The organism is Streptomyces violaceus, from assembly GCF_036014075.1.
Taxonomy (GTDB): domain Bacteria; phylum Actinomycetota; class Actinomycetes; order Streptomycetales; family Streptomycetaceae; genus Streptomyces; species Streptomyces violaceus.
The window spans coordinates 2,407,455-2,429,421 of record NZ_CP107911.1 but is presented as its reverse complement, the minus strand read 5'-3'; the positions used below and the strand labels follow the sequence as shown (position 1 = coordinate 2,429,421).

Genomic DNA, 21,967 nt, shown 5'->3' with positions numbered 1-21,967 from the left:
CGCCGCTCTCCGGGGCGGCGCCCCGGAGAGCCGGGCCTCCTGACCGACCGTGTCGGGCGGGTGGGCAAAGGAAAACCCCGTCGAGCCACTGGCAGGTTCGCGGTACCGTTCTTGATGTCCCTGCCACCCGATCCGCAGGGCCATCGATCCCGTACCGGCGGGTCATCCGGATACACATGTACGTGGGGACTCTGTCCTTCGACCTGCTCCTCGGTGACGTCCGGTCGCTGAAGGAGAAGCGCTCCGTCGTCCGCCCCATCGTCGCCGAACTCCAGCGCAAGTACGCGGTGAGCGCGGCCGAGGTGGACCACATGGACCTCCACCGCAGGGCCGTCGTCGGCCTCGCGTTGGTGTCCGGCGACGCGGGGCACCTGAGCGAGGTACTCGACCGGTGTGAACGGCTGGTCGCCGCCCGCCCCGAAGTGGAACTGCTGTCCGTCAGGCGGCGCTTCCACGGCGAAGACGACTGACGACCCAGAGAACGACCCAGACAGGAAAGAACGGGAGACGGACCAGTGGCCGACAACGCGCGGGCTAAAAGGCTGGCGGACCTCATCCGAGAGGTGGTGGCCCAGAAGCTGCAGCGCGGGATCAAGGACCCGCGGCTCGGCTCGCACGTCACCATCACGGACACCCGGGTCACGGGTGACCTGCGGGAGGCGACCGTCTTCTACACCGTGTACGGGGACGACGAGGAGCGCAACGAGGCCGCTGCCGGCCTGGAGAGCGCCAAGGGCATCCTGCGCTCCGAGGTGGGCCGGGCCGCCGGTGTGAAGTTCACGCCGACCCTGACCTTCGTCATGGACGCCCTCCCCGACACGGCCCGGAACATCGAGGATCTCCTCGACAAGGCGCGCCAGTCCGACGAGAAGGTGCGCGAGGCGTCCGCCGGCGCGAAGTACGCCGGTGAAGCCGACCCGTACCGGAAGCCGGACGAGGACGACGAGACGGACGACACCGCCGAATGACCCAGAAGCACACCACGCCCGACGGCCTCGTCATCGTCGACAAGCCGTCGGGCTTCACTTCGCACGACGTCGTCGCCAAGATGCGCGGCATCGCCAGAACACGACGCGTCGGGCACGCCGGCACCCTCGACCCGATGGCGACGGGCGTTCTCGTCCTCGGTGTCGAGAAGGCGACCAAGCTCCTCGGCCACCTCGCGCTGACGGAGAAGGAGTACCTGGGCACCATCCGGCTCGGGCAGAACACCCTCACGGACGACGCCGAGGGGGAGCTCATCTCCTCCGCCGACGCCTCCAAGGTCACCCGCGACGCCATCGACGCGGGTGTCGCCAAGCTGACCGGCGACATCATGCAGGTGCCGTCCAAGGTCAGCGCCATCAAGATCAACGGGGTGCGGTCCTACAAGCGCGCCAGGGAGGGCGAGGAGTTCGACATCCCGGCCCGGCCCGTCACGGTCTCCTCCTTCGGCGTGTACGACGTCAGGGACGCCGTCGCCGAGGACGGCACGCCCGTACTCGACCTGGTCGTGTCGGTCGTCTGCTCCTCCGGCACGTACATCCGGGCCCTGGCCCGCGACCTGGGCGCCGACCTCGGTGTCGGCGGCCATCTCACCGCCCTGCGCCGCACCCGCGTCGGCCCGTACAAGCTGGACGCGGCCCGCACGCTCGACCAGCACCAGCAGGAACTGGCCGTGATGCCGATCGCCGAGGCCGCGACGGCCGCCTTCCCGCGGTGGGACGTCGACGCCCGCCGGGCCAAGCTGCTCACCAACGGCGTACGGCTGGAGATGCCCGACGAGTACGGGGGCTCCGGCCCCGTCGCCGTCTTCGACCCGGAGGGCCGCTTCCTCGCCCTCGTCGAGGAGCAGCGGGGCAAGGCCAAGAGCCTGGCCGTCTTCGGCTGACGGACCGACCGGACCGGTGTCCGCCCGTGGAGCGGCGACCACGGGGTACCTCCACTGCCGCCGCTCCACGGTCCCCCCTCGGTTCCCCCACCCCTAGGGTGTATCCAGCCGTACCCGTTGGTTCACCCGTCCGTGCGGGCGCTCGGAGTGAACGGGGGGAGCGGAAGGGGGCGCTTTCGCAGAGCTGCCTGTCCCGCTGATCACCTCGCCCCTACCGTCGAGCACGCGAGGGCACGGGTGTACGGCGGGGAGGCTCGACGATGGCGTCGCGGAACCGGTCCCGGGAGTCGGACGGCAGCGCACGAGACTCCCAGGACAGCGCCGGAACGGCGGATAAGGCAACGGTGGCGGCGGAGCAGGCGGGCCGGGCCCCCGACGAAGCCCTCGTCCGTATCCACGACCTGGCCGGCCGCCCCCGCGGCACCGGCTTCCTGGCCGACCACCACGGCACGCTCGTCACCAGCCACGAGGCCGTCGATGGATTGCCCCGGTTCGTCCTGTGCGGGGCCGGGGACCGCCGACGCGTCGTGGCCGCTGACGCGGTCATCCCGATGCCCGCCCTGGACCTGGCCCTCGTACGGACCGAGGGCCTCGATGTGCCGCCGCTGCCGGTCACCGTGCGGGACGGGACCCGGACGGGCACTTATGTGCGGATCGCCGCCGGCGGCTGGCGCGAGGCACGCGTCCTGGGCTCGTCCGCCGCCACCTACACGGCCACGAACCGGGTCCACCGCCTCGACGCGCTGGAGCTGGCGGTCGGCACGGCGGGACGGGACGCACTGCGGCCGGCCGGCGGAGCGGCCGGCGGCCCCGTGCTCGACGCCGCGACCGGCGCCGTCGTCGGTGTGCTCGGTACGGCGCTCAGCTCCGACCATCGCGACGTCGGCTTCGCCGTGCCGCTGCGTCCACGGGTCCCCGGAGCGGCGGGCCCGCTCGCCGAACTGCTCGCCGAGAACGCGGCGACGGTTCCCGCCTACGGCGCCGACCTCAACTTGGCCGGGGTGCTGGAGCTGACCGGCACATCGGTGGCACAGGAAGGCCCTGCCCGCCTCCCGGAACCGGTCGAACGGGCGGCTGTGGCGGCTGTGGCGGCCGAGTTCAGCGCCTTCACGGCCGGCCCGGCCGCGGTCCTCGGCCTCGTCGGGCCGCCCGGCAGCGGACGTACGACGGAACTCGCGGCGCTCGCGGCCCGCCGGGACCGTGGCGGGCACCCCACGCTGTGGCTGCACGGGTCCGAACTGCGGGACGACGACGGGTCGGTGGCGGACGCGGCGGGCCGGGCGCTGGCCCGGGCCGCCCTGGCCGTGGCAGCCGACCGCGCCCCCTTCCCGGCCGACCTGGGCGACACCACGCCCGATCGCCTCGCCGGCCTCGCCCGTGCCCTCGGCCGCCCCCTGCTGATCGCCCTCGACGGCCCCGAGGAGATGCCGCCGGCCCTGGCCCGCCGGCTGGCCTCGTGGACGGAGGGGACGGTGCGGTGGCTGCGGGAGACGGGAGTGCGGCTGGTGGTGGCGTGCCGGGCGGAGTACTGGGAAGGGGTGCCGTTCCCGGCCGAGGTACTGCACCGGCCGGGAGGCGCGGAGGCGCGGCCCGCGTGTGTACGCCTCGGGGATCTCACCGAGGACGAGGCCCGGGAGGCCCGCCTGCGGTACGGCATCCCGGACGGCGCACTCGTCGACACGGACGCCCGGCACCCCTTGGCCCTCCGTCTGCTCGCCGAGATCCGGACCGCCCTCGCCGATGCCCCCGACGTTCCCGCCGCCACCCTCGACCGGCACGACGTCTTCGCGGCCTACGTGGACCTGATGTCCCTGCGCATCGCCGGGCGCCTGGCCGCCGGGAACGGCCTGTGCGGCACCGCCGTACGCCGGCTGGCCGCCAAGGTCTCGGGGCAGGTGCACGAGGCCGCCCGGCGCGGTCTCGGTCCCGGGGCGGGGGATGTGGACCGGGAGGCGTTCGCGGCGGTGTTCCCGTGGGGGCCCGCCCCCGCGCGGCTCGGCGGCGGCACCGGCTGGGGGCGTGCCGTCCTCGCCGAGGGTCTGCTCGTGCCCGCCGGACGCGGGTACCGCTTCGCCCACGAGGAACTCGCCGACTGGCTCCAGGGCATGCACCTCGACCTCGACGAGGCCCTGCGGGCCCTCGTCCACCGCCGCCGGGAACCGCGGTCCGACCCCGTCCCGCACCACCGCATCGGGCCCGTCGTCCAGGCCCTGCTGTTCCTCGCCCGCCAGCACGGCACCGGTCGGCTGGCCTCCCGTCTGGCGGACCTGGTGCACGCTCTGGACGCCGACCCGCGGTCCTGGTGGGCCGCCCGGCTGCTCGTCGGGACCCTGGCGGCCGTGCCCGACGCGACGCCGTACACCGAGGTGCTGCGGCTGCTCGCCGACCGGATCGTGGCCTGGCGGCAGCAGGAGCGGCCCGTGCCGGAGGAGGTCGGGCCCGCCTTCTGGACCGGCGTACGACTGCCGCAGGACGTGCGCCTCGGGCTGCTGCGGCGGCTGGTCCACGCCGACGGCCCGCCGTGCGAGGCCGGTCCCCGTTTCCTCGACGCCGTGGCGATGCTGCTCACCGCCGACCCCACGGGGGTGCAACCGCTGCTCGCCGACTGGTTCGACGACGAGCGACCGCTGCCCGCCACCCCGCACGCGACCGTGGCCACCGCCGCGCAGGCGCTGCTGCACACCCACCGCGAGTGGGCCCTGGACGAGCTGACGGATGTGCTCGTCGACCGCGCGCACCGGCGGGCCGACGAACTGCTCGCCGTGCTGGCCGAGGAGGAACCGTCGGCGGTGTGCCGGGCCGTGGACCGCTGGGCGCTCGACGAGCGGCCCGCGCGCCGGGACGCCGCGGTGACGCACGGACTGCGTGTCGCACCGCATGTGAGCACGGCGGACGACCGCGCCCTCCTGCGTTACGCGGCCCTCGCCCTGCTCGCCCGCCCCGCCGGCCACGCCCTGCACGGCGGCGCACTCGCCCTCCTCGTCCAGGACCCGCACACCCGGGCCAAGTACCTCCCACGGGCGCTGGAGTGCTTCGCGGCGGGCGACCCGCGCTTCCCTCAGGACGTGCCGGCCCGTGCCCTCCTGGCCCATCCCGAGCCGGTCCTCGGCGCCTTCGCGTCGCGGCTGCGGCGGCCGGACGCGGAGGAGGCACTACGGGCGCTCGCCGACGCCACCCCGCCCGGCCTGGCCCGGCGGGTCGCCGCACTGATCCGGGAGGCGGCGGAGCGGCGGCCGGAACTCGCCGGGCAGGTGGCCGCGTACGTCGACCAGCGGCTCGACCGGGGACCCGAAGCCCGGGCCGTGCTGCTGCCCCTGGTCACCGGCCTGCTGGACGGCGGGACGGTACGGCTGCGGTGCGCCCTCGCCGCCGTCCTCACCCCGCCGGGCATCCCCGCCTCCCGCCCGCTGCGCCGCGAACTGCGCGACGCGCTCCTGACCCGCGAGCACGACACGGACGTGCTGGACACGCTGCTCCAGGCCGCCGCCCGGAACAGCGGCGACGACCTGCGCGACCTCGTCCACCGCGTCGGCCTGCTCCTCGCGCGCACCCCGGAGGGCGCCGGCCGCTTCGACCGCGCCCTGGTCGATCTGGGCCGGCACGTGCCCGGCTTCGCCGCCCGCGCGGCCGGCTGGCTGGCCGACGCGCCCGAGGGGTGGGCGGCGGTGGTCGGGCCGAGCTCCCGCCGGATGATCGAGAACCTGGCGGGCGTACGCGTCCCCGCCTGACAGGATGGCGTCCGGCCGGACCGGACCGGGCGCCGTGCGCCCTGTCACAGCCCATGCCGATGCGGGCCGGAGGCACCCGGCATGGCACCCTTAGACCTGCGCACGAGGCAACCACGGACAACCACGGACACGGTTCGACGAGCTTTCGACAAGGAGCAGGCACAGTGCAGCGCTGGCGTGGCTTGGAGGACATCCCCCAGGACTGGGGGCGCAGCGTCGTCACCATCGGCTCCTACGACGGAGTCCACCGCGGACACCAGCTGATCATCCGGCATGCCGTGAACCGCGCCCGGGAGCTGGGGGTGCCCGCCGTCGTCGTCACCTTCGACCCGCACCCCAGCGAGGTCGTCCGCCCCGGCAGCCACCCGCCGCTGCTCGCCCCGCACCACCGCCGCGCCGAACTCATGGCCGGCCTGGGCGTGGACGCGGTGCTCATCCTGCCCTTCACGACCGAGTTCTCGAAGCTGTCCCCGGTCGACTTCGTCGCCAAGGTGCTCGTCGACAAGCTGCACGCCAAGGCCGTCGTCGAGGGCCCCAACTTCCGCTTCGGGCACAAGGCCGCCGGCAACGTGGAGTTCCTGACCACGCAGGGCAAGACCTACGACTTCGAGGTCGAGGTCGTCGACCTGTACGTGACCGGTGAGGCGGGCGGCGGCGAGCCGTTCTCCTCCACACTGACCCGGCGTCTGGTCGCCGAGGGCGATGTCCAGGGCGCCGCCGAGATCCTGGGCCGACCGCACCGGGTGGAGGGCGTGGTCGTCCGGGGCGCCCAGCGCGGCCGCGAAATGGGCTTCCCGACGGCCAACGTCGAGACCCTGCCGCACACGGCCATCCCGGCCGACGGTGTGTACGCCGGCTGGCTGCACGCCCAGGGCGAGGCGATGCCGGCCGCGATTTCCGTCGGCACGAATCCGCAGTTCGAGGGGACCGAGCGGACGGTTGAGGCGTATGCCATCGACCGGGTCGGGCTGGATCTGTACGGGTTGCATGTCGCCGTTGATTTCTTGGCCTTTGTGCGGGGGCAGGCCAAGTTCGAGACGTTGGATGCGTTGCTGGAGCAGATGGGGCAGGACGTCAAGAAGTGCCGGGAGTTGGTGGCGGCCGAGGGGACTGCCTAGGGCTGCTGAGCGCCGTCTGCGGGTGCTTTGTGGCTTGTCGCGCCCACGCGGCGGAGCCGCAAATCAGCACAGCCCCGCGCCCCTTGAGGGCGCTGTCGAAACTGCCCAGTGGCAGGCCACCTGGGATTCCCCGCTCCCGCTCAGCACCTCCAGGTCCTGGCCTCTGCACGCGTCTGCCACGCCCGCCCGGGCCGCCTCGCCGCCGGCGAGGATCTGGCAGCGGACATGGAAGCGGCAGCCGGATGGCACGCGTGACGGGTCCGGGGGCTCGCCCGTGAGGACCACCGGGGCGCCCGGGGCCTCCGGAAGCACCGACAGCAGGGCCTGGGTGTACGGATGCCGGGGTGCGGTCAGTACCTGTTCCACCGCGCCCGTCTCCACGATCCGGCCCAGATACATCACGGCCACCCGGTCGGCGATGTTCCACGCCAGACCCAGGTCGTGCGTGACGACCAGCGCGGACAGGCCGAGCTCGGTGCGCAGCCGCAGCAGCAGGGCGAGGATCTCACCGCGCACGGAGGCGTCCAGGGACGCCACCGGCTCGTCGGCGACGAGGAGTTCGGGTTCCAGGACGAGCGCGCCCGCGATGACGACCCGCTGGCGCTGCCCGCCGGACAGCTCGTGCGGATAGCGCAGGAAGAAGCGCTCCGGGGGCCGCAGCCCGGCCCGTGACAGGGCCTCGGCGACCGCGGTCCGCTCGTCGCCGCGGTAGCCGTGGATGCGCAGCCCCTCGGCGACCGCGTCGTACACCGTGTGCCGCGGGTTGAGCGAGCCGCTCGGGTCCTGCAGGACCAGCTGGACGCGCTTGCGGTACGCCTTGAGGGACCGGCCGGAGTACTCCAGCGGGCGGCCGTCGAAGGTGACCCGGCCCGCGGTCGGCTCGACCAGGCCCAGCAGCGAGCGGGCCAGGGTCGTCTTGCCGCAGCCGGACTCGCCGACCAGCGCGACGATCTCGCCGGGCCTGATGTCGAGGCCCACCCCGTCCACCGCGCGGGCCCGGGGCCCGCCGTGCCGGCCGGGGAACGTGACGTACAGGCCCTGGGCACTCAGCAGGGGTGCCGTGGTGACGTCTGATGCCGTGGGGGACATGGTCATGGCGTGCCGGGCCTCGCTTCCTCCAGGGCGTCAGGCTTCTCGTCGGCCTCGCCGGCTCCGTCAGCCGGCCGGCCGACCAGGACACACGCCGCCCGGCGTTCCGGCCCCGCCCCGCGCAGCACCGGGTCCTCATCGGCGCAGGACTCCAGTGCCACCGGACACCGCGGATGGAACGTGCAGCCGGACGGCAGCGCCGCCGGGTCGGGCGGGTCACCCGCCAGTCCCTGCGGCGCGAACCGGGACGCCGGGTCGCCGATGCGCGGGAACGCGGCCGACAGGGCCCTGGCGTACGGGTGCCGGGCGTCCTCGTACACCGCGACGGCCGGGCCGTCCTCGACCACCCGCCCCGCGTACATCACCGCGAGCCGGTCGCAGGTGTCGGCGAGGACCGCCAGGTCGTGGCTGATCATGATCAGGCCGAGGTCCTGGTCCGCGACGAGCTGTTCGATGAGCCGGAGGATCTGCGCCTGGATCATCACGTCGAGCGCGGTGGTCGGCTCGTCGGCGATGATCAGCCGGGGGTCGCAGGCCAGCGCCATGGCGATCATCACGCGCTGGCGCTGGCCGCCGGACAGCTCGTGCGGGTAGGCGTCCGCGCGGGCGGCGGGCAGGCCGACCTGTTCCAGCAACTCGCCGGTCTTCTTCCTCGCCCCGGCCGGCGTCGCCTTCCTGTGCAGCAGGATCGGCTCGGAGATCTGGTCGCCGATGCGGTGCACGGCGTTCAGGGAGTGCATCGCGCCCTGGAACACGACGGAGGCCCCGGCCCAGCGGACCGCCCGCACCCGGCCCCACTTCATCGTCAGCACGTCCTCACCGTCGAGGAGCACCTCCCCGGTGATCCGGGTGCCCGTCGGCAGCAGCCGCAGCAGGGCCAGCGCCAGTGTGGACTTGCCGCAGCCGGACTCGCCGGCCAGGCCGAGCTTCTGGCCCGCGTCCAGGCGCAGATCGACACCGCGCACGGCGGCCGCCCCGCCCGCGTACGTCACCGTCAGGTCCCTGACGTCGAGCAGACTCAACGCGACACCCCCAGCCTGGGGTTGAGGACGGACTCCACGGCCCGTCCGCACAGCGTGAACGCCAGCGCCACCACGGCGATGGCGATGCCCGGCGGCACCAGGTACCACCAGTCCCCGGCACTGACCGCGCCCGCCTCACGCGCGTCCTGGAGCAGCCCGCCCCACGACACGACCGTGGGGTCGCCGAGCCCGAGGAAGGCGAGGGTCGCCTCGGCGAGGATGGCCGAGGAGATGATCAGGGTCGTCTGGGCCAGCACCAGCGGCATGACGTTGGGCAGGACGTGGCGGGACATGATGTGCCAGTGCCCGCCGCCGAGCGCCCTGGCCCGCTCGATGTACGGCCGGGTCTCCACGGCCAGCGTCTGCGCCCGCACCAGCCGGGCCGTGGTCGGCCAGGTGGTGACGCCGATCGCGACGACGGTCGTGGTCAGCGAGCGGGACATCACGGTGGCCAGGGCGATCGCCAGCACCAGCGTCGGCATGACCAGGAACCAGTCGGTGATCCGCATCATCACCGTCGCGTACCAGCCCTTGAAGTGCCCGGCGGTCACCCCGATCAGGGTGCCGATCGCCACCGACAGCACGGCGGCGAGCAGCCCGACCAGCAGCGACACCCGCGAGCCCCAGATCACCAGGCCCAGCAGGTCCCGGCCGAACTGGTCGGTGCCGAGCGGGAACTCGGCGCTCGGGCTCTGCATAGGACGTCCCGGCGCGTCGGTCACACTGCTCACGTCGGAGCCGACGAACAGCGGCGCGAACAGCGCCAGCAGCGCGCACAGCGCGAGCGCGGTCAGGCCGTACAGCCCCGCCCGTTCGGCGCGGTACTGCCGCCAGAAGCGCGCGACGGAGGCCCGGCGGCGCTGCCGGGCGAGGGCGCGCGGACTCAGGGCCGTGTCGGTTGTCGCCGTCATCGGGCCACCCGGGGGTCCAGCAGCGGATAGACCAGGTCGGCGAGGGTGTTCATCACGATCACCGCGGCGGCGAACACGAAGAACAGTCCCTGCACCAGCGGCAGATCGGGCACGCTCAGCGCCTGGTAGAACAACCCGCCGAGGCCCGGCCAGGAGAACACCGTTTCCACCAGGATCACGCCCGCCACCGTCCGGCCGAGGTTGATGAAGATCAGCGTCACGGTCGGCAGCAGCGCGTTCGGCACGGCGTGCCGGCGCCGCACGAGGTCGTCGCGCAGCCCCTTGGCCCGCGCGGTCGTCAGATAGTCGCTGCCCATCTCGTCCAGCAGCGCCGACCGCGTGACCAGCAGCGTCTGCCCGTACTCCACCGCCACGAGCGTCACCACCGGCAGCACCAGATGGTGCGCCACGTCGAGGACGTACGCGAAGCCCTCCTCGCCGCCCGACTCCATGCCGCCGGTGGGGAACATCCCGGGGAGCGGGCCGATGCCCACCGACAGCACGATGATCAGCAGCAGCCCGAGCCAGAAGGACGGGATGGAGTACAGCGTCAGCGCGAGACCGGTGTTGACCCGGTCCCCGACCGTGCCGCGCCGCCACGCCGAGCGCGTGCCGAGGAAGATGCCCAGCGCGGTGTACAGGACGAAGGCGGTCCCGGTGAGCAGCAGGGTGTTCGGCAGCGCCTCGGTGATCTTGTCGACCACAGGCGCGCGGAACTGGTACGACGTCCCGAAGTCGCCCGTGAGCGCCTTGCCGCAGTAGTCGGTGAACTGCCGCCAGAGCGGCAGGTCGAGCCCGAACTCCCTGCGGTAGGCGGCCAGCTGCTCGGCCGACACCTGACGGCCGCCCGTCATGGTCTTCACCGGGTCGCCGGGGATCAGCCGGAAGAGGAAGAAGCTGGTGACGAGCACGGCCAGCAGCGATACGGCGGCCCCGGCCACCTTGCCCGCCAGGTACCGCGGGTACGCGGAGGTCTTGCGTACCCGGGGCCCGGCCGCCGGTTCCCTCTCCTCGACCAGTGCGGGTGTCGCGTCAGCGGTCATGTGTACCCGCTCGCCCGCGCTACTCGCGGTCCTCGGCGGTGGCCCGCCGCCGCACGACAGCGAAACCGCCGAGCCCGGCGAGGAGCACGACAACGACGACGACCCCGACCACGACCACCGTCGACGACGCGTTCTCCGACGACCCGCCGGAGTCCGCCGGGACCGCCGACCACCAGCTCCAGTAGCCGTCCTGGCCGTAGATGTTCCCCGCCTTCGCCGGCATGGTGGTGATCGACTTGATCTGGTCCGTCCGGTAGGCCTCGACCGCGTTCGGATACGCCATGACGTTCATGTACCCGAGGTCGTACAGCCGCGACTCCATCTGCTGGACGATGTCCGCCCGTTTGGCGGGGTCGTACTCGGCGAGCTGCCGGGCGTAGAGCTCGTCGTACTTCTTGTCGCAGATGAAGTTGTCGGTGGCGCCCGTGTCCTCGGGGGTCGCCGGGAGGGCACCGCAGGTGTGGATGGACATCACGAAGTCCGGGTCGGGGTTGACCGACCAGCCGTCGAACGCCAGGTCGTACTTCCCGGCGAGCCAGGGGTCGGTCACGTTGTCCAGGCAGTTGAGCCGGACGCCGATGCCGAGCTCGCCCCACCACTCCTGGAGGTACTTGCCGACCGCCTTGTCGTTCGGGTCGGTGGCGTGGCACAGCACGCGGTAGCTGATGGGCTTGCCGTCCTTGCCGACGCGCTTGCCGTCGCCGTCCTTCTTGTAACCCGCCTGGTCGAGCAGCCGGGCCGCATCGGCCGGGTCGTACGCCAGCTTCTGGTCCGCGGACGGCTTCCAGTAGTACTGCGAGAAGCGAGGCGGGATGTAGCCCTCGCCCTCGACGGCGTGCCCCCGGAACACCTTTTCGATGATGGCCTCGCGGTCGACCGCCATGAACAGCGCGTTGCGCACCCGCTGGTCGAGCAGGGACGGGTGGCCGTCGCCGAACTTCTTGCCGTTCTTCGCCTTCGCGCCCGGGTTGGTGGCGAGCGCGTAGAAGCGGCGGCCGGGAGCGTCGTTGACCTGAATGTTCTCCGCGCCCTCCAGAGAGGCCGCCTGAGCGGGGGTCAGGGACGGCGACCCGGCGACGAACGACACCTCGCCCTTGCGCAGCGCCGACACCGCCGCGTCCTGGTCCTTGTAGTAGCGGAAGACGACCTCGTCGAACTTCGGCGCCCCGCGCCAGAAGCTCTTGTTGGCCTTGAGCCGGACGTAGCTGTCGGCCTTGTAGTCGGTCAGCGTGAACGGCCCGTTCCCGACGACGGGGAAGTTCTTGTCGTTGTTGAACTCGGAGAAGTCCGAGACCTTCTCCCACACGTGCTTCGGCACGATCGGCACATCGAGCGAGGTCATGGTGGCCTGCGGCTTCTTCAGCTCGACGACCAGCTTGGTGGGGCTCGGGGCCGTCACCTTCTTGAAGTTGCCGACGTAGCTGCCGTTGGCCGTGGCCGCGCCGTCGTCGGTCATCATCTTGTTGAACGTCCACGCCGCGTCCTCGGCGGTGGCCTGCTTGCCGTCCGACCACTTGGAGTTCGAGCGGATCGTGTACGTCCAGGTCAGCTTGTCCGGCGACGACTCCCACTTGGTGGCCAGACCCGGGATGGCGTGGTTGTCCTTGGGGTCGTAGTTGGTCAGGTACTCGTACATGAGCCGGTGAATGCTCGTACTGAGCAGCCGGACCGCCAGGAACGGGCTGAGCGAGTCCACGCTCTGCGCCACCGCGACGGTCAGCACCTTGCCGTCGTCGGCCGCCCGGGCCTGCTGGGGCGCCGGGTCGAGCGGGGTCGCGAGCCCGGCGGTGAGGGTGAGCGCGGCCGCCCCGGCCACGGCGACGAGCCGGAGGCCGCGCGGGAGGCTGCGTGTCTGATCGTTCGTGCCCATGGTCGGACCTCGCGTCATCGCTCGGACGGGAAGGACGGGTTGATCAGCTGTCAGACGTTTGATGTGTGTGTATCAGCGGCCGTCTCCACCCGTCAACGGCGCGTTCACCCCTTGTGGCCTGCGGAAATAACGAATTGGCGAGCTTTTCGCACTCATTGGTGGAGACCACTGACGCCCTCCTGGCCAGGGGCTGGCAACGGATTTCGCCCCTGAACGCGCCGAAGCCCGCGCCGAGTGCGAACGGCGCGGGCCAGGAAGGGGATCGGCCCCTCGAAAGGGGCCGATCGGGTGAGGCGATTACTGCGTCGGAGGCGGAGGCGGCGGGGTCTGACCGTCGGGCTGAGCCGGCTGACCCGGCTGACCCGGCTGGCCCTGCTGGGGGTAGCCGTAGCCCGGCTGCGGGGGTGCGGCCGGGGGCTGCCCGGGCTGGGCGTACGGCTGTCCAGGCTGACCCTGCTGCGGGTACGGCTGCTGGCCGGGCTGCGGGTACGGCGGCTGGCCCGCGGCCTGCGGGTACGGCTGACCCGGCTGGGCCGGGGGCTGGCCCGGCTGGGGGTACTGCCCGGGCTGGGCGTACGGCTGTCCGGGCTGCGGCTGCTGCGGCTGCTGCGGGTACGGGCCCGGCTGGCCGGGGATCGGCTGCCCGGGGACCTGCTGGCCGGGGTACGGAAGCTGGCCCGGGACCTGCTGGCCGGGCAGCGGCGGGGCGGCCACCGGCGGCGGGTTGCCGTCGGAGGTCCACAGGCCGTGCGCCTGCTGGTGGCGGGTGAAGTCCTCGGCGATCAACGCCGCGAGGTTGAAGTACGCCTCCCGCACCTTCGGCCGCATCATGTCGAGGTCGACCTCGGCACCGGCGGAGAGATGCTCGTCGAACGGCACGACGACGACACCGCGGCAGCGCGTCTCGAAGTGCGACACGATGTCCTCGACCTTGATCATCTTACCGGTCTCGCGCACACCGGAGATGACGGTGAGGGACCGCGAGACGAGGTCGGAGTAACCGTGCGCGGACAGCCAGTCCAGCGTCGTACTCGCGCTGCTCGCACCGTCCACGGACGGAGTCGAGATGATGATGAGCTGGTCGGCGAGGTCCAGCACCCCGCGCATGGCGCTGTAGAGCAGACCGGTACCGGAGTCGGTGAGGATCACCGGGTACTGCTTGCCCAGCACGTCGATCGCGCGCCGGTAGTCCTCGTCGTTGAACGTCGTGGACACGGCCGGGTCGACGTCGTTGGCGATGATCTCCAACCCGGACGGAGCCTGGGACGTGAAGCGCCGGATGTCCATGTACGAGTTGAGATGCGGGATCGCCTGGACCAGGTCACGGATGGTGGCCCCGGTCTCACGCCGCACGCGGCGCCCGAGGGTGCCGGCATCCGGGTTGGCGTCGATCGCGAGGATCTTGTCCTGCCGCTCGGTGGCGAGCGTGGAGCCGAGCGCGGTGGTCGTGGTCGTCTTGCCCACGCCGCCCTTGAGGCTGATCACGGCGATCCGGTAGCAGGACAGCACGGGCGTACGGATCAGGTCCAGCTTCCGCTGCCGCTCGGCCTCCTCCTTCTTGCCGCCGATCTTGAACCGGCCGCCACCGGCCGCCGGACGGCTGCTCTTCGCCTTCTGCTTTTTGCTGTTGAGCAGCCGGTCGGACGACAGCTCCACGGCAGCGGTGTAACCGAGCGGAGCGGCACCGGGGTTGGTCGGCTGCCGCTGGTCATGCTGCATGGGCTGCGGCCAGGCTGCCCCGGTCCGCGGGTCCACGGGCTGCTGGCTCGGATGCACCGGCTGCTCGGCCTGACCGGGGTGCGGCGGCTGCGCCTGCGGGGGCACGCCGGGCTGGGCCGGGGGCTGCTGCGGGAAGCCGTAGCCGCCTTGGGGGTTGGGGGCGCCGGGGCCGGGGAAGCCGTAGCCGCCCTGGGGGTTGGGCCCTGCGGGAGCCGGTGCGCCCTGCTGCGGGAAGCCGTATCCACCCTGCGGGGTGGGCGCGGGTGCCGGCGGGGTGTCGGGCTGCTGGGCCGCCGGGGCGGGTGCGCCCTGCTGCGGGAAGCCGTATCCGCCCTGCGAGTTGGGCGCGGGGGCAGGCGGGACCTCCGGCTGCTGGGCCGGGGGCTGCTGAGCGGCCGGGGCCGGGGCACCGGGGTGGGGGAAGCCGTAGCCGCCTTGGGGGTTGGGTGCGGCCGGGGCGGGTGCGCCCTGTTGCGGGAAGCCGTAGCCGCTCTGCGGGTTGGGCGCGGCCGCCGGCGGGGTGCCGGGCTGCTGGGTCGCCGGGGCGGGTGCGCCCTGCTGGGGGAAGCCGTATCCGCCCTCTGCGTTGGGCGTGGCCGGGGCCGGACCGCCCTGCTGCGGGAAGCCGTAACCGCCGGGCTGCGGTGCGGGCTGGGCGGGCTGCTGGTGCGGCGGCATCGGTGCGGCCTGCTCGTTCCAGGCGGCAGGCGCGGGCTGCGGCGCCTGCGGCTGGAACGGCGGCTGCTGGGCCGGTACCGACGGCTGGGGCGGCACGGGCGGCTGCCCCTGCGCGGCCGTCGGCTGCGGCTGAGCCGGCGCGTTCGGATCCGTGGGCTGTGCCTGCGGCTGTGCGGGCCACTGGCTCGCGGGCGCCGGCGCGGCCGGCTGGTACGACGGCGGCAGCGGCGGCACGCCCTGCGGGGCCGGGGGAGTCCAGGCGGGCGGGGCGCCGGTCGTACCCGGCCCGGCGGCGTCCTGCGGAACGCTGTCCTCGGGAGCGGCGTCGGCGGGCACGGCGTCCGAGGGCTCCGCGTCGGTGGGCTCGGAGCTCACGGCCTGGGCGTCCGCAAGAGGAGCGTCGGCGGGCGGAGCGTCGGCGGGCCGCGCGTCGGCCGGCTCGGGAGCAGCAGAGTCCTCATTCGAAGGCACGGCATCCACGGGCGCCGGGGGCGCAGGCACCCAGTCCTCAGGTTCGGCATCCTGCGACACGGCCTCGTCGGGCTCGGCCTCCGCTGCCGCATCCTCCGAGGCCTCATCCTCCGAAGCCTCGTCCTCGGCATCATCGGAAGCGGGCGCGTCCGCACCGGACGCGTCAGCCACGTCCGCCACGTCAACCGCGTCCGCCGCATCCGCAGGCTCGGAGGAAACGCCGTCACCGTCCTCGTCGGCACCGTCGGAGGGCGCCCCCTCGACGTCACCGCCCGAGTCCTCGCCCTCGTCCTCGTCCTTGTCCTGCTCCTCGTCCACCGGCTCCAGCCGGGCCTCGGCCTCAGCCTCCGCCTCGGCGGCACGCTCCGCGATCTCCCGCTTCAGGGCGACGGCGGAGAAGCGCATGGTGGCACCGCTCTCCAGATCACCGCTCTCCAGATCACCGCTCCCCGACTCGGCTTCCCCGGCGGCCGGAGTGTCCGGAGCATCCGGAGTCGCCGGCACCTCCGACGCGGCAGGAGCCACCGGAGGCTGCTCCGGAGTGGCGGGCGCGGCCGGGGCCTCCGGCGGAGCCGACGGCGTCCACTGCGCCTGGTACCCACCGACGGGGATGTTCGGCACGGCCGTAGGGGAGGCCGGATCCGCCGCGGGCGTCTCGGGCCGCCCCTGCGGCTGCGACACCTGCGGCTCGAAACCGCCCTTCATCGGAAGCCTGGGAACGGCGGAAGGACCCTCCCCAGAGGGCGCGGGCGGCGTGAAGGGCGTACCCGGCGCGGGTGCGGGCGGCGTGAACGGAGCGCCCGGAGCGGGCGGCGGCGCGGGCGGCGTGAAAGGCGCCCCGGGCGCCGGAGACGGAGACGGAGCCTGAGACGGACCGGAGGTCTGCCCCGGAAGGGACGAGGTCCCGCCGGAAGCATTCGCGTGCGGCGGCGGAGTGAGCCCCGGCAGCGGCGGCACCGGCCCCTTCGGCGCCCCCGAGCCCCCGGAATTCGCGGGCGCCCCGGAAGCGCTGGAGTCCTCGGACGCACCCGCCCCCTGTCCCGAGCTCGAACTCGCCGAGGCGTTCTGCGTGTACCAGGCGGGCGGCGCGTAGTCGATGGTGAACTCGCCCGTCACCTCTGCTGCGGACTCCGCGTCGGGCTGGTCATCGCCGGGTGTCGCCCAGCCCCCGCGGATCCCGTCCCGATCGCTGCTCACAGTCTTCCTCCTGGTGTGGTCGAGCACCCTCATGCCGTGCTGGGGCGACCCTTGCTTGTCGTCCGACGTCGTACGAAGTCGATTTGAGGCGTACCGAGGTCGTCCGAGGTCGTCCGATGCACAGGCGCCCCCGCTCTCCCCCTGGGGCACCGACGCCCACTCCACGGGTTCTGACGTGGCGCCCCGTCCCAGCCTAATCACCACAAGCCCCGCCCCGGCAGGCCCGTCCACCCCCGAGCACCTGTCCGCCGCGTCACAACCTGCTCAGAAGCTGCCCGGAAGTGACGTACGCAGCACACACTTTGGTGAACAAAAAGGGCGATAAACGTGAAGAACCTCGAACCACCTTGCCGGGAAGGTGCCTTGAAGGTGCCTCGAGGTCACGGAAAAAGGCGACGAGGGGCGGCCGGTCACCGGCTCACCCCTCGTCGCGCTCCGCGACAACTACTGCCCGGCCTCCGCCTGCGGCTCCCCGTTGTGCGCCCCCGGCTCCAGATCGAACTCCCCGTCCCGCGCCCCCAGCACGAACGCCCGCCACTCCGCCTCCGTGTAGCGCAGCACCGTGTCCGGGTCGAGCGAGGACCGCATCGCCACGGCCCCCTCGGGCAGGTACGCGATCTCGACCCGCTCCTCGTGCTCCTCGGTGCCCGGCGCGCTGTGCCACTCGACACCGGAGATGTCGAGGGCGTAGAGCTCGTCCCGCTCCCGCTCCTTGCGTGCCTTGATCTCCTCAGCCGTCTCCGCCATGCCGCAGCGACCCCTTCCCGACGTACCCGTTCCCGAAGTGCGGATCATCGACGTGCGAACGATCCGAACCCGCTCACCCTAGTGGCCCCCTCCGCCCCGGCCGGGAGGTTCGGAGACCAGGGCAAAGACGCCCCTGACCGCCTGGTACCCTGGTCGACGGCCGTTTGTGTACGCACCCCCGGAGCTCACCGCCCTGGAGGCCGCGCCCAGCGGATCCCCGCCTTCCGAGTCACGGAAGCTCCCCCGAGATGCAGACCGGGGGCACTCGGTGGCCCTTTACAGACCATGAGGAGTACGCGTGTCGCTCGACGCCGCTACGAAGAAGCAGATCATGTCCGAGTTCGGTACCAAGGAGGGTGACACCGGCTCCCCCGAGGTCCAGGTCGCTCTGCTGTCGCGTCGGATCTCCGACCTGACCGAGCACCTCAAGACCCACAAGCACGACCACCACTCCCGCCGTGGCCTGCTGATCCTGGTGGGTCAGCGTCGCCGTCTTCTCCAGTACCTGGCGAAGAAGGACATCCAGCGCTTCCGTGCGCTGGTCGACCGCCTCGGCATCCGCCGTGGTGCGGCGGGCGCCAAGTAAGACGCCGTGAGGGGAGCGGTTCCCTGGGAAGGGGACCGCTCCCTTTGCTGTACGTGCGGAGTGTCACCGCCGCTTTGTAGTGTGGTAGCACAACGCATGTCGTACGACACAGGACGTGCGACACAGAACGAGGAGAAGCGCACCTAGCCGCCGCCGGTCCTCGGTAGTGGCCCCCGGGGGAATGCGAGACCCGGGTGCTTCGATCGAAGACCGGCCCGCACAGCACGGCGCGCTCTCCGCAACCGTCTCCCTGCCACACGGGCAGCAGGAGACGAGGACGAGGAGATAACGCTAGTGGAGAACGAGACCCACTACGCCGAGGCCGTCATCGACAATGGCGCCTTCGGCACCCGCACCATCCGCTTCGAGACGGGCCGCCTGGCCAAGCAGGCCGCCGGCTCCGCCGTGGCGTACCTGGACGACGACACCATGGTGCTGTCGGCCACCACCGCCTCCAAGAACCCCAAGGACCAGCTCGACTTCTTCCCGCTCACGGTGGACGTCGAGGAGCGGATGTACGCCGCCGGCAAGATCCCCGGCAGCTTCTTCCGCCGTGAGGGCCGTCCCTCCGAGGACGCGATCCTCACCTGCCGCCTGATCGACCGCCCGCTGCGCCCGTCCTTCAAGAAGGGCCTGCGCAACGAGATCCAGGTTGTCGCCACGATCATGGCGCTCAACCCCGACCACCTGTACGACGTCGTGGCGATCAACGCCGCGTCCGCGTCCACGCAGCTGGCCGGCCTGCCCTTCTCCGGCCCGATCGGCGGTGTCCGCGTCGCTCTGATCAACGGCCAGTGGGTGGCCTTCCCGACGCACTCCGAGCTCGAGGACGCCGTCTTCGACATGGTCGTCGCGGGCCGCACCCTGGAGGACGGCGACGTCGCGATCATGATGGTCGAGGCCGAGGCCACCGAGAAGACCATCAAGCTGGTCGAGGGCGGCTCCGAGGCGCCGACCGAGGAGGTCGTCGCCGCCGGTCTGGACGCCGCGAAGCCCTTCATCAAGGTGCTCTGCAAGGCCCAGTCGGACCTCGCCGCCAAGGCCGCCAAGCCGACCGGCGAGTTCCCGATCTTCCTGGACTACCAGGACGACGTTCTGGAGGCCCTCACCGCCGCCGTCAAGCCGGAGCTCGCCTCCGCGCTGACCATCGCCGGCAAGCAGGAGCGCGAGTCCGAGCTGGACCGTGTCAAGGCGCTCGCCGCCGAGAAGCTCCTGCCGGAGTTCGAGGGCCGCGAGAAGGAGATCTCCGCCGCGTACCGCTCGCTGACCAAGACCCTGGTCCGCGAGCGCGTCATCAAGGAGAAGAAGCGCATCGACGGCCGCGGTGTCACCGACATCCGCACCCTGGCCGCCGAGGTCGAGGCCATCCCGCGGGTCCACGGCTCCGCCGTGTTCGAGCGTGGCGAGACCCAGATCCTGGGTGTCACGACGCTGAACATGCTCCGCATGGAGCAGCAGCTCGACACGCTGTCGCCGGTGACGCGCAAGCGCTACATGCACAACTACAACTTCCCGCCGTACTCCACCGGTGAGACCGGCCGCGTCGGCTCCCCGAAGCGCCGCGAGATCGGCCACGGCGCCCTCGCCGAGCGCGCCCTCGTGCCGGTCCTGCCGACGCGCGAGGAGTTCCCCTACGCGATCCGCCAGGTCTCCGAGGCGCTGAGCTCCAACGGCTCGACGTCCATGGGCTCGGTCTGCGCCTCCACCATGTCGCTGCTGAACGCCGGTGTGCCGCTGAAGGCCCCCGTCGCCGGTATCGCCATGGGCCTGATCTCCCAGGAGATCGAGGGCGAGACGCACTACGTCACCCTCACCGACATCCTCGGTGCGGAGGACGCCTTCGGCGACATGGACTTCAAGGTCGCCGGCACGAAGGACTTCGTGACCGCCCTCCAGCTCGACACCAAGCTGGACGGCATCCCGGCCTCCGTCCTGGCCGCCGCTCTCAAGCAGGCCCGTGACGCCCGCCTCCACATCCTCGACGTGATGATGGAAGCGATCGACACGCCGGACGAGATGTCCCCGAACGCCCCGCGGATCATCACAGTCAAGATCCCCGTGGACAAGATCGGTGAGGTCATCGGCCCCAAGGGCAAGATGATCAACCAGATCCAGGAGGACACCGGCGCCGACATCACGATCGAGGACGACGGCACGATCTACATCGGCGCGGTCGACGGACCGTCCGCCGAGGCCGCCCGCACCACGATCAACGGCATCGCCAACCCGACCATGCCGGAGGTCGGCGAGCGCTACCTGGGCACGGTCGTGAAGACGACCACCTTCGGCGCGTTCGTGTCGCTGCTCCCGGGCAAGGACGGTCTGCTGCACATCTCGCAGATCCGCAAGCTCGCCGGCGGCAAGCGCGTGGAGAACGTCGAGGACGTCCTCGGCGTCGGCTCCAAGGTCCAGGTCGAGATCGCCGAGATCGACTCGCGCGGCAAGCTCTCCCTCATCCCCGTGATCGAGGGCGAAGGCGACGACGACAAGAAGGACGACACCGACAAGTGACGTCGAGCAGCTCGACGGCGACGGCCCGCACCTCCTCGGAGGCGCGGGCCGTCGCCCGTACCCAAACCCTGATCAAGGGCACCAACGGCATCGGCACGGTCCGTAAGACCACCCTCCCCGGCGGCCTGCGCATCGTCACCGAGACCCTCCCCTCGGTCCGCTCCGCGACCTTCGGCATCTGGGCGCACGTCGGCTCCCGCGACGAGACCCCGGCTCTGAACGGCGCCACGCACTACCTGGAGCACCTGCTCTTCAAGGGCACCAACCGCAGGTCCGCCCTGGACATCTCCGCGGCGATCGACGCGGTCGGCGGCGAGATGAACGCGTTCACGGCCAAGGAGTACACGTGCTACTACGCGCGCGTGCTCGACACCGACCTGCCTCTCGCCATCGACGTCGTCTGCGACATGCTGACGGGCTCCCGCATCCTCGAGGAGGACGTCGACGTCGAGAGGGGCGCGATCCTCGAAGAGATCGCCATGACCGAGGACGACCCGGGCGACTGCGTGCACGACCTGTTCGCGCACACGATGTTCGGCGACAACCCCCTCGGCCGCCCGGTCCTCGGCACGGTCGACACGGTCAACGCCCTCACCGCCGACCGCATCCGCCGCTTCTACAAGAAGCACTACGACCCGACCCACCTCGTGGTCGCCTGTGCGGGCAACGTCGACCACGCCAAGGTCGTACGGCAGGTCCGAGCCGCCTTCGAGAAGGCCGGTGCCTTCAAGGAAGCGAGCGCCGAGCCCGTCGCCCCGCGCAGCGGCCGGCGCGCCCTGCGCACCGCGGGCCGCCTCGAGCTGATCGACCGCAAGACCGAGCAGGCGCACGTCGTGCTCGGTATGCCGGGCCTGTCCCGCACGGACGAGCGCCGCTGGGCCCTGGGCGTGCTCAACACCGCGCTCGGCGGCGGCATGTCGTCCCGCCTCTTCCAGGAGGTCCGCGAGAAGCGCGGCCTGGCCTACAGCGTGTACTCGTACACCTCCGGCTTCGCCGACTGCGGCCTGTTCGGTGTGTACGCCGGGTGCAGGCCGTCGCAGGTGCACGACGTGCTGAAGATCTGCCGCGACGAACTCGACCAGGTCGCCGAGCACGGCCTGTCCGACGACGAGATAGGGCGCGCCATCGGCCAGCTCCAGGGCTCCACGGTCCTCGGCCTCGAGGACACCGGCGCGCTGATGAACCGTATCGGCAAGAGCGAGCTGTGCTGGGGCGAGCAGATGTCCGTCGACGACATGCTGGCCCGGATAACGGCGGTCACCCCGGACGACGTCCGCTCGGTCGCCCGCGAGATCCTGGGACGGCGGCCTTCCCTGTCGGTCATCGGTCCGCTGAAGGACAAACAGGCGGCCCGTCTGCACGACGCCGTCGCCTGACAACCCCCTGCACAAGCCGACAAGGAAGCAC

Annotated in this window: 15 protein-coding genes; 8 read left to right on the top strand and 7 right to left on the bottom strand. The window is 72.1% G+C overall.

Translation table 11 applies throughout. The features are described 5' to 3' along the window. Positions 1-176 precede the first annotated feature (176 nt). From OG542_RS10755 to OG542_RS10735, 5 genes are all read left to right on the top strand, one after another. Positions 177-470, top strand: coding sequence for a DUF503 domain-containing protein (locus tag OG542_RS10755; protein ID WP_184598380.1), 294 nt, complete (start codon positions 177-179; stop codon positions 468-470). Between the two features lie 45 nt (positions 471-515). Then, entirely contained in the window at positions 516-968 is a 453-nt protein-coding gene (rbfA, locus tag OG542_RS10750; protein ID WP_189728170.1) for a 30S ribosome-binding factor RbfA, read from the top strand. Next, positions 965-1,870 (top strand): tRNA pseudouridine(55) synthase TruB, encoded by a 906-nt coding sequence (gene truB, locus OG542_RS10745; RefSeq protein WP_328410245.1) that lies wholly within the window; start codon positions 965-967, stop codon positions 1,868-1,870. Before rbfA ends, truB begins: the two co-directional genes overlap by 4 nt. Before the next feature lie 260 nt (positions 1,871-2,130). Continuing rightward, positions 2,131-5,598 carry a serine protease gene (locus OG542_RS10740; protein ID WP_328410243.1) on the top strand — a complete coding sequence of 1,156 codons (3,468 nt, stop codon included), beginning with the start codon at positions 2,131-2,133 and terminating at the stop codon, positions 5,596-5,598. 164 nt (positions 5,599-5,762) lie between these two features. Beyond that, on the top strand, positions 5,763-6,716 hold the full coding sequence (locus OG542_RS10735; RefSeq protein ID WP_328410241.1) for a bifunctional riboflavin kinase/FAD synthetase: 954 nt from the start codon (positions 5,763-5,765) through the stop codon (positions 6,714-6,716). Between the two features lie 63 nt (positions 6,717-6,779). Here the strand turns inward: OG542_RS10735 and OG542_RS10730 are convergent, their stop codons facing one another. The 7 genes from OG542_RS10730 to OG542_RS10700 form a co-directional block, all read right to left on the bottom strand. Continuing rightward, positions 6,780-7,811 carry an ABC transporter ATP-binding protein gene (locus OG542_RS10730; RefSeq protein ID WP_328410239.1) on the bottom strand — a complete coding sequence of 344 codons (1,032 nt, stop codon included), beginning with the start codon at positions 7,809-7,811 and terminating at the stop codon, positions 6,780-6,782. Continuing rightward, the gene (locus OG542_RS10725) at positions 7,808-8,827 is read right to left on the bottom strand and encodes an ABC transporter ATP-binding protein (RefSeq protein ID WP_328410237.1); all 1,020 of its coding nucleotides are present in this window, start codon (positions 8,825-8,827) and stop codon (positions 7,808-7,810) included. Before OG542_RS10725 ends, OG542_RS10730 begins: the two co-directional genes overlap by 4 nt. After that, the gene (locus OG542_RS10720) at positions 8,824-9,738 is read right to left on the bottom strand and encodes an ABC transporter permease (protein ID WP_328410235.1); all 915 of its coding nucleotides are present in this window, start codon (positions 9,736-9,738) and stop codon (positions 8,824-8,826) included. The genes OG542_RS10725 and OG542_RS10720 overlap by 4 nt, the downstream gene beginning before the upstream one ends. After that, positions 9,735-10,781 carry an ABC transporter permease gene (locus OG542_RS10715; RefSeq protein ID WP_311128021.1) on the bottom strand — a complete coding sequence of 349 codons (1,047 nt, stop codon included), beginning with the start codon at positions 10,779-10,781 and terminating at the stop codon, positions 9,735-9,737. Before OG542_RS10715 ends, OG542_RS10720 begins: the two co-directional genes overlap by 4 nt. Before the next feature lie 19 nt (positions 10,782-10,800). Then, complete coding sequence (locus tag OG542_RS10710) at positions 10,801-12,651, bottom strand: ABC transporter substrate-binding protein (RefSeq protein ID WP_328410232.1); 1,851 nt, start codon at positions 12,649-12,651, stop codon at positions 10,801-10,803. A 297-nt stretch (positions 12,652-12,948) separates the two neighbouring features. Further along, positions 12,949-16,749, bottom strand: a complete 3,801-nt coding sequence (locus OG542_RS10705) for an SCO5717 family growth-regulating ATPase (RefSeq protein WP_456243530.1) — start codon at positions 16,747-16,749, stop codon at positions 12,949-12,951. A 411-nt stretch (positions 16,750-17,160) separates the two neighbouring features. After that, the gene (locus OG542_RS10700; RefSeq protein ID WP_189728195.1) at positions 17,161-17,463 is read right to left on the bottom strand and encodes a DUF397 domain-containing protein; all 303 of its coding nucleotides are present in this window, start codon (positions 17,461-17,463) and stop codon (positions 17,161-17,163) included. A 298-nt stretch (positions 17,464-17,761) separates the two neighbouring features. Here OG542_RS10700 and rpsO point away from each other — a divergent pair, with 298 nt between their 5' ends. From rpsO to OG542_RS10685, 3 genes are all read left to right on the top strand, one after another. Next, positions 17,762-18,049: a 30S ribosomal protein S15 gene (gene rpsO / locus OG542_RS10695; protein WP_010042739.1), complete on the top strand. Its 288-nt coding sequence runs from the start codon at positions 17,762-17,764 to the stop codon at positions 18,047-18,049. A gap of 294 nt (positions 18,050-18,343) precedes the next feature. After that, positions 18,344-20,560, top strand: a complete 2,217-nt coding sequence (locus tag OG542_RS10690) for a polyribonucleotide nucleotidyltransferase (RefSeq protein ID WP_193482029.1) — start codon at positions 18,344-18,346, stop codon at positions 20,558-20,560. Next, positions 20,557-21,936: a M16 family metallopeptidase gene (locus tag OG542_RS10685; RefSeq protein WP_261682804.1), complete on the top strand. Its 1,380-nt coding sequence runs from the start codon at positions 20,557-20,559 to the stop codon at positions 21,934-21,936. The genes OG542_RS10690 and OG542_RS10685 overlap by 4 nt, the downstream gene beginning before the upstream one ends. Positions 21,937-21,967: the final 31 nt, after the last annotated feature.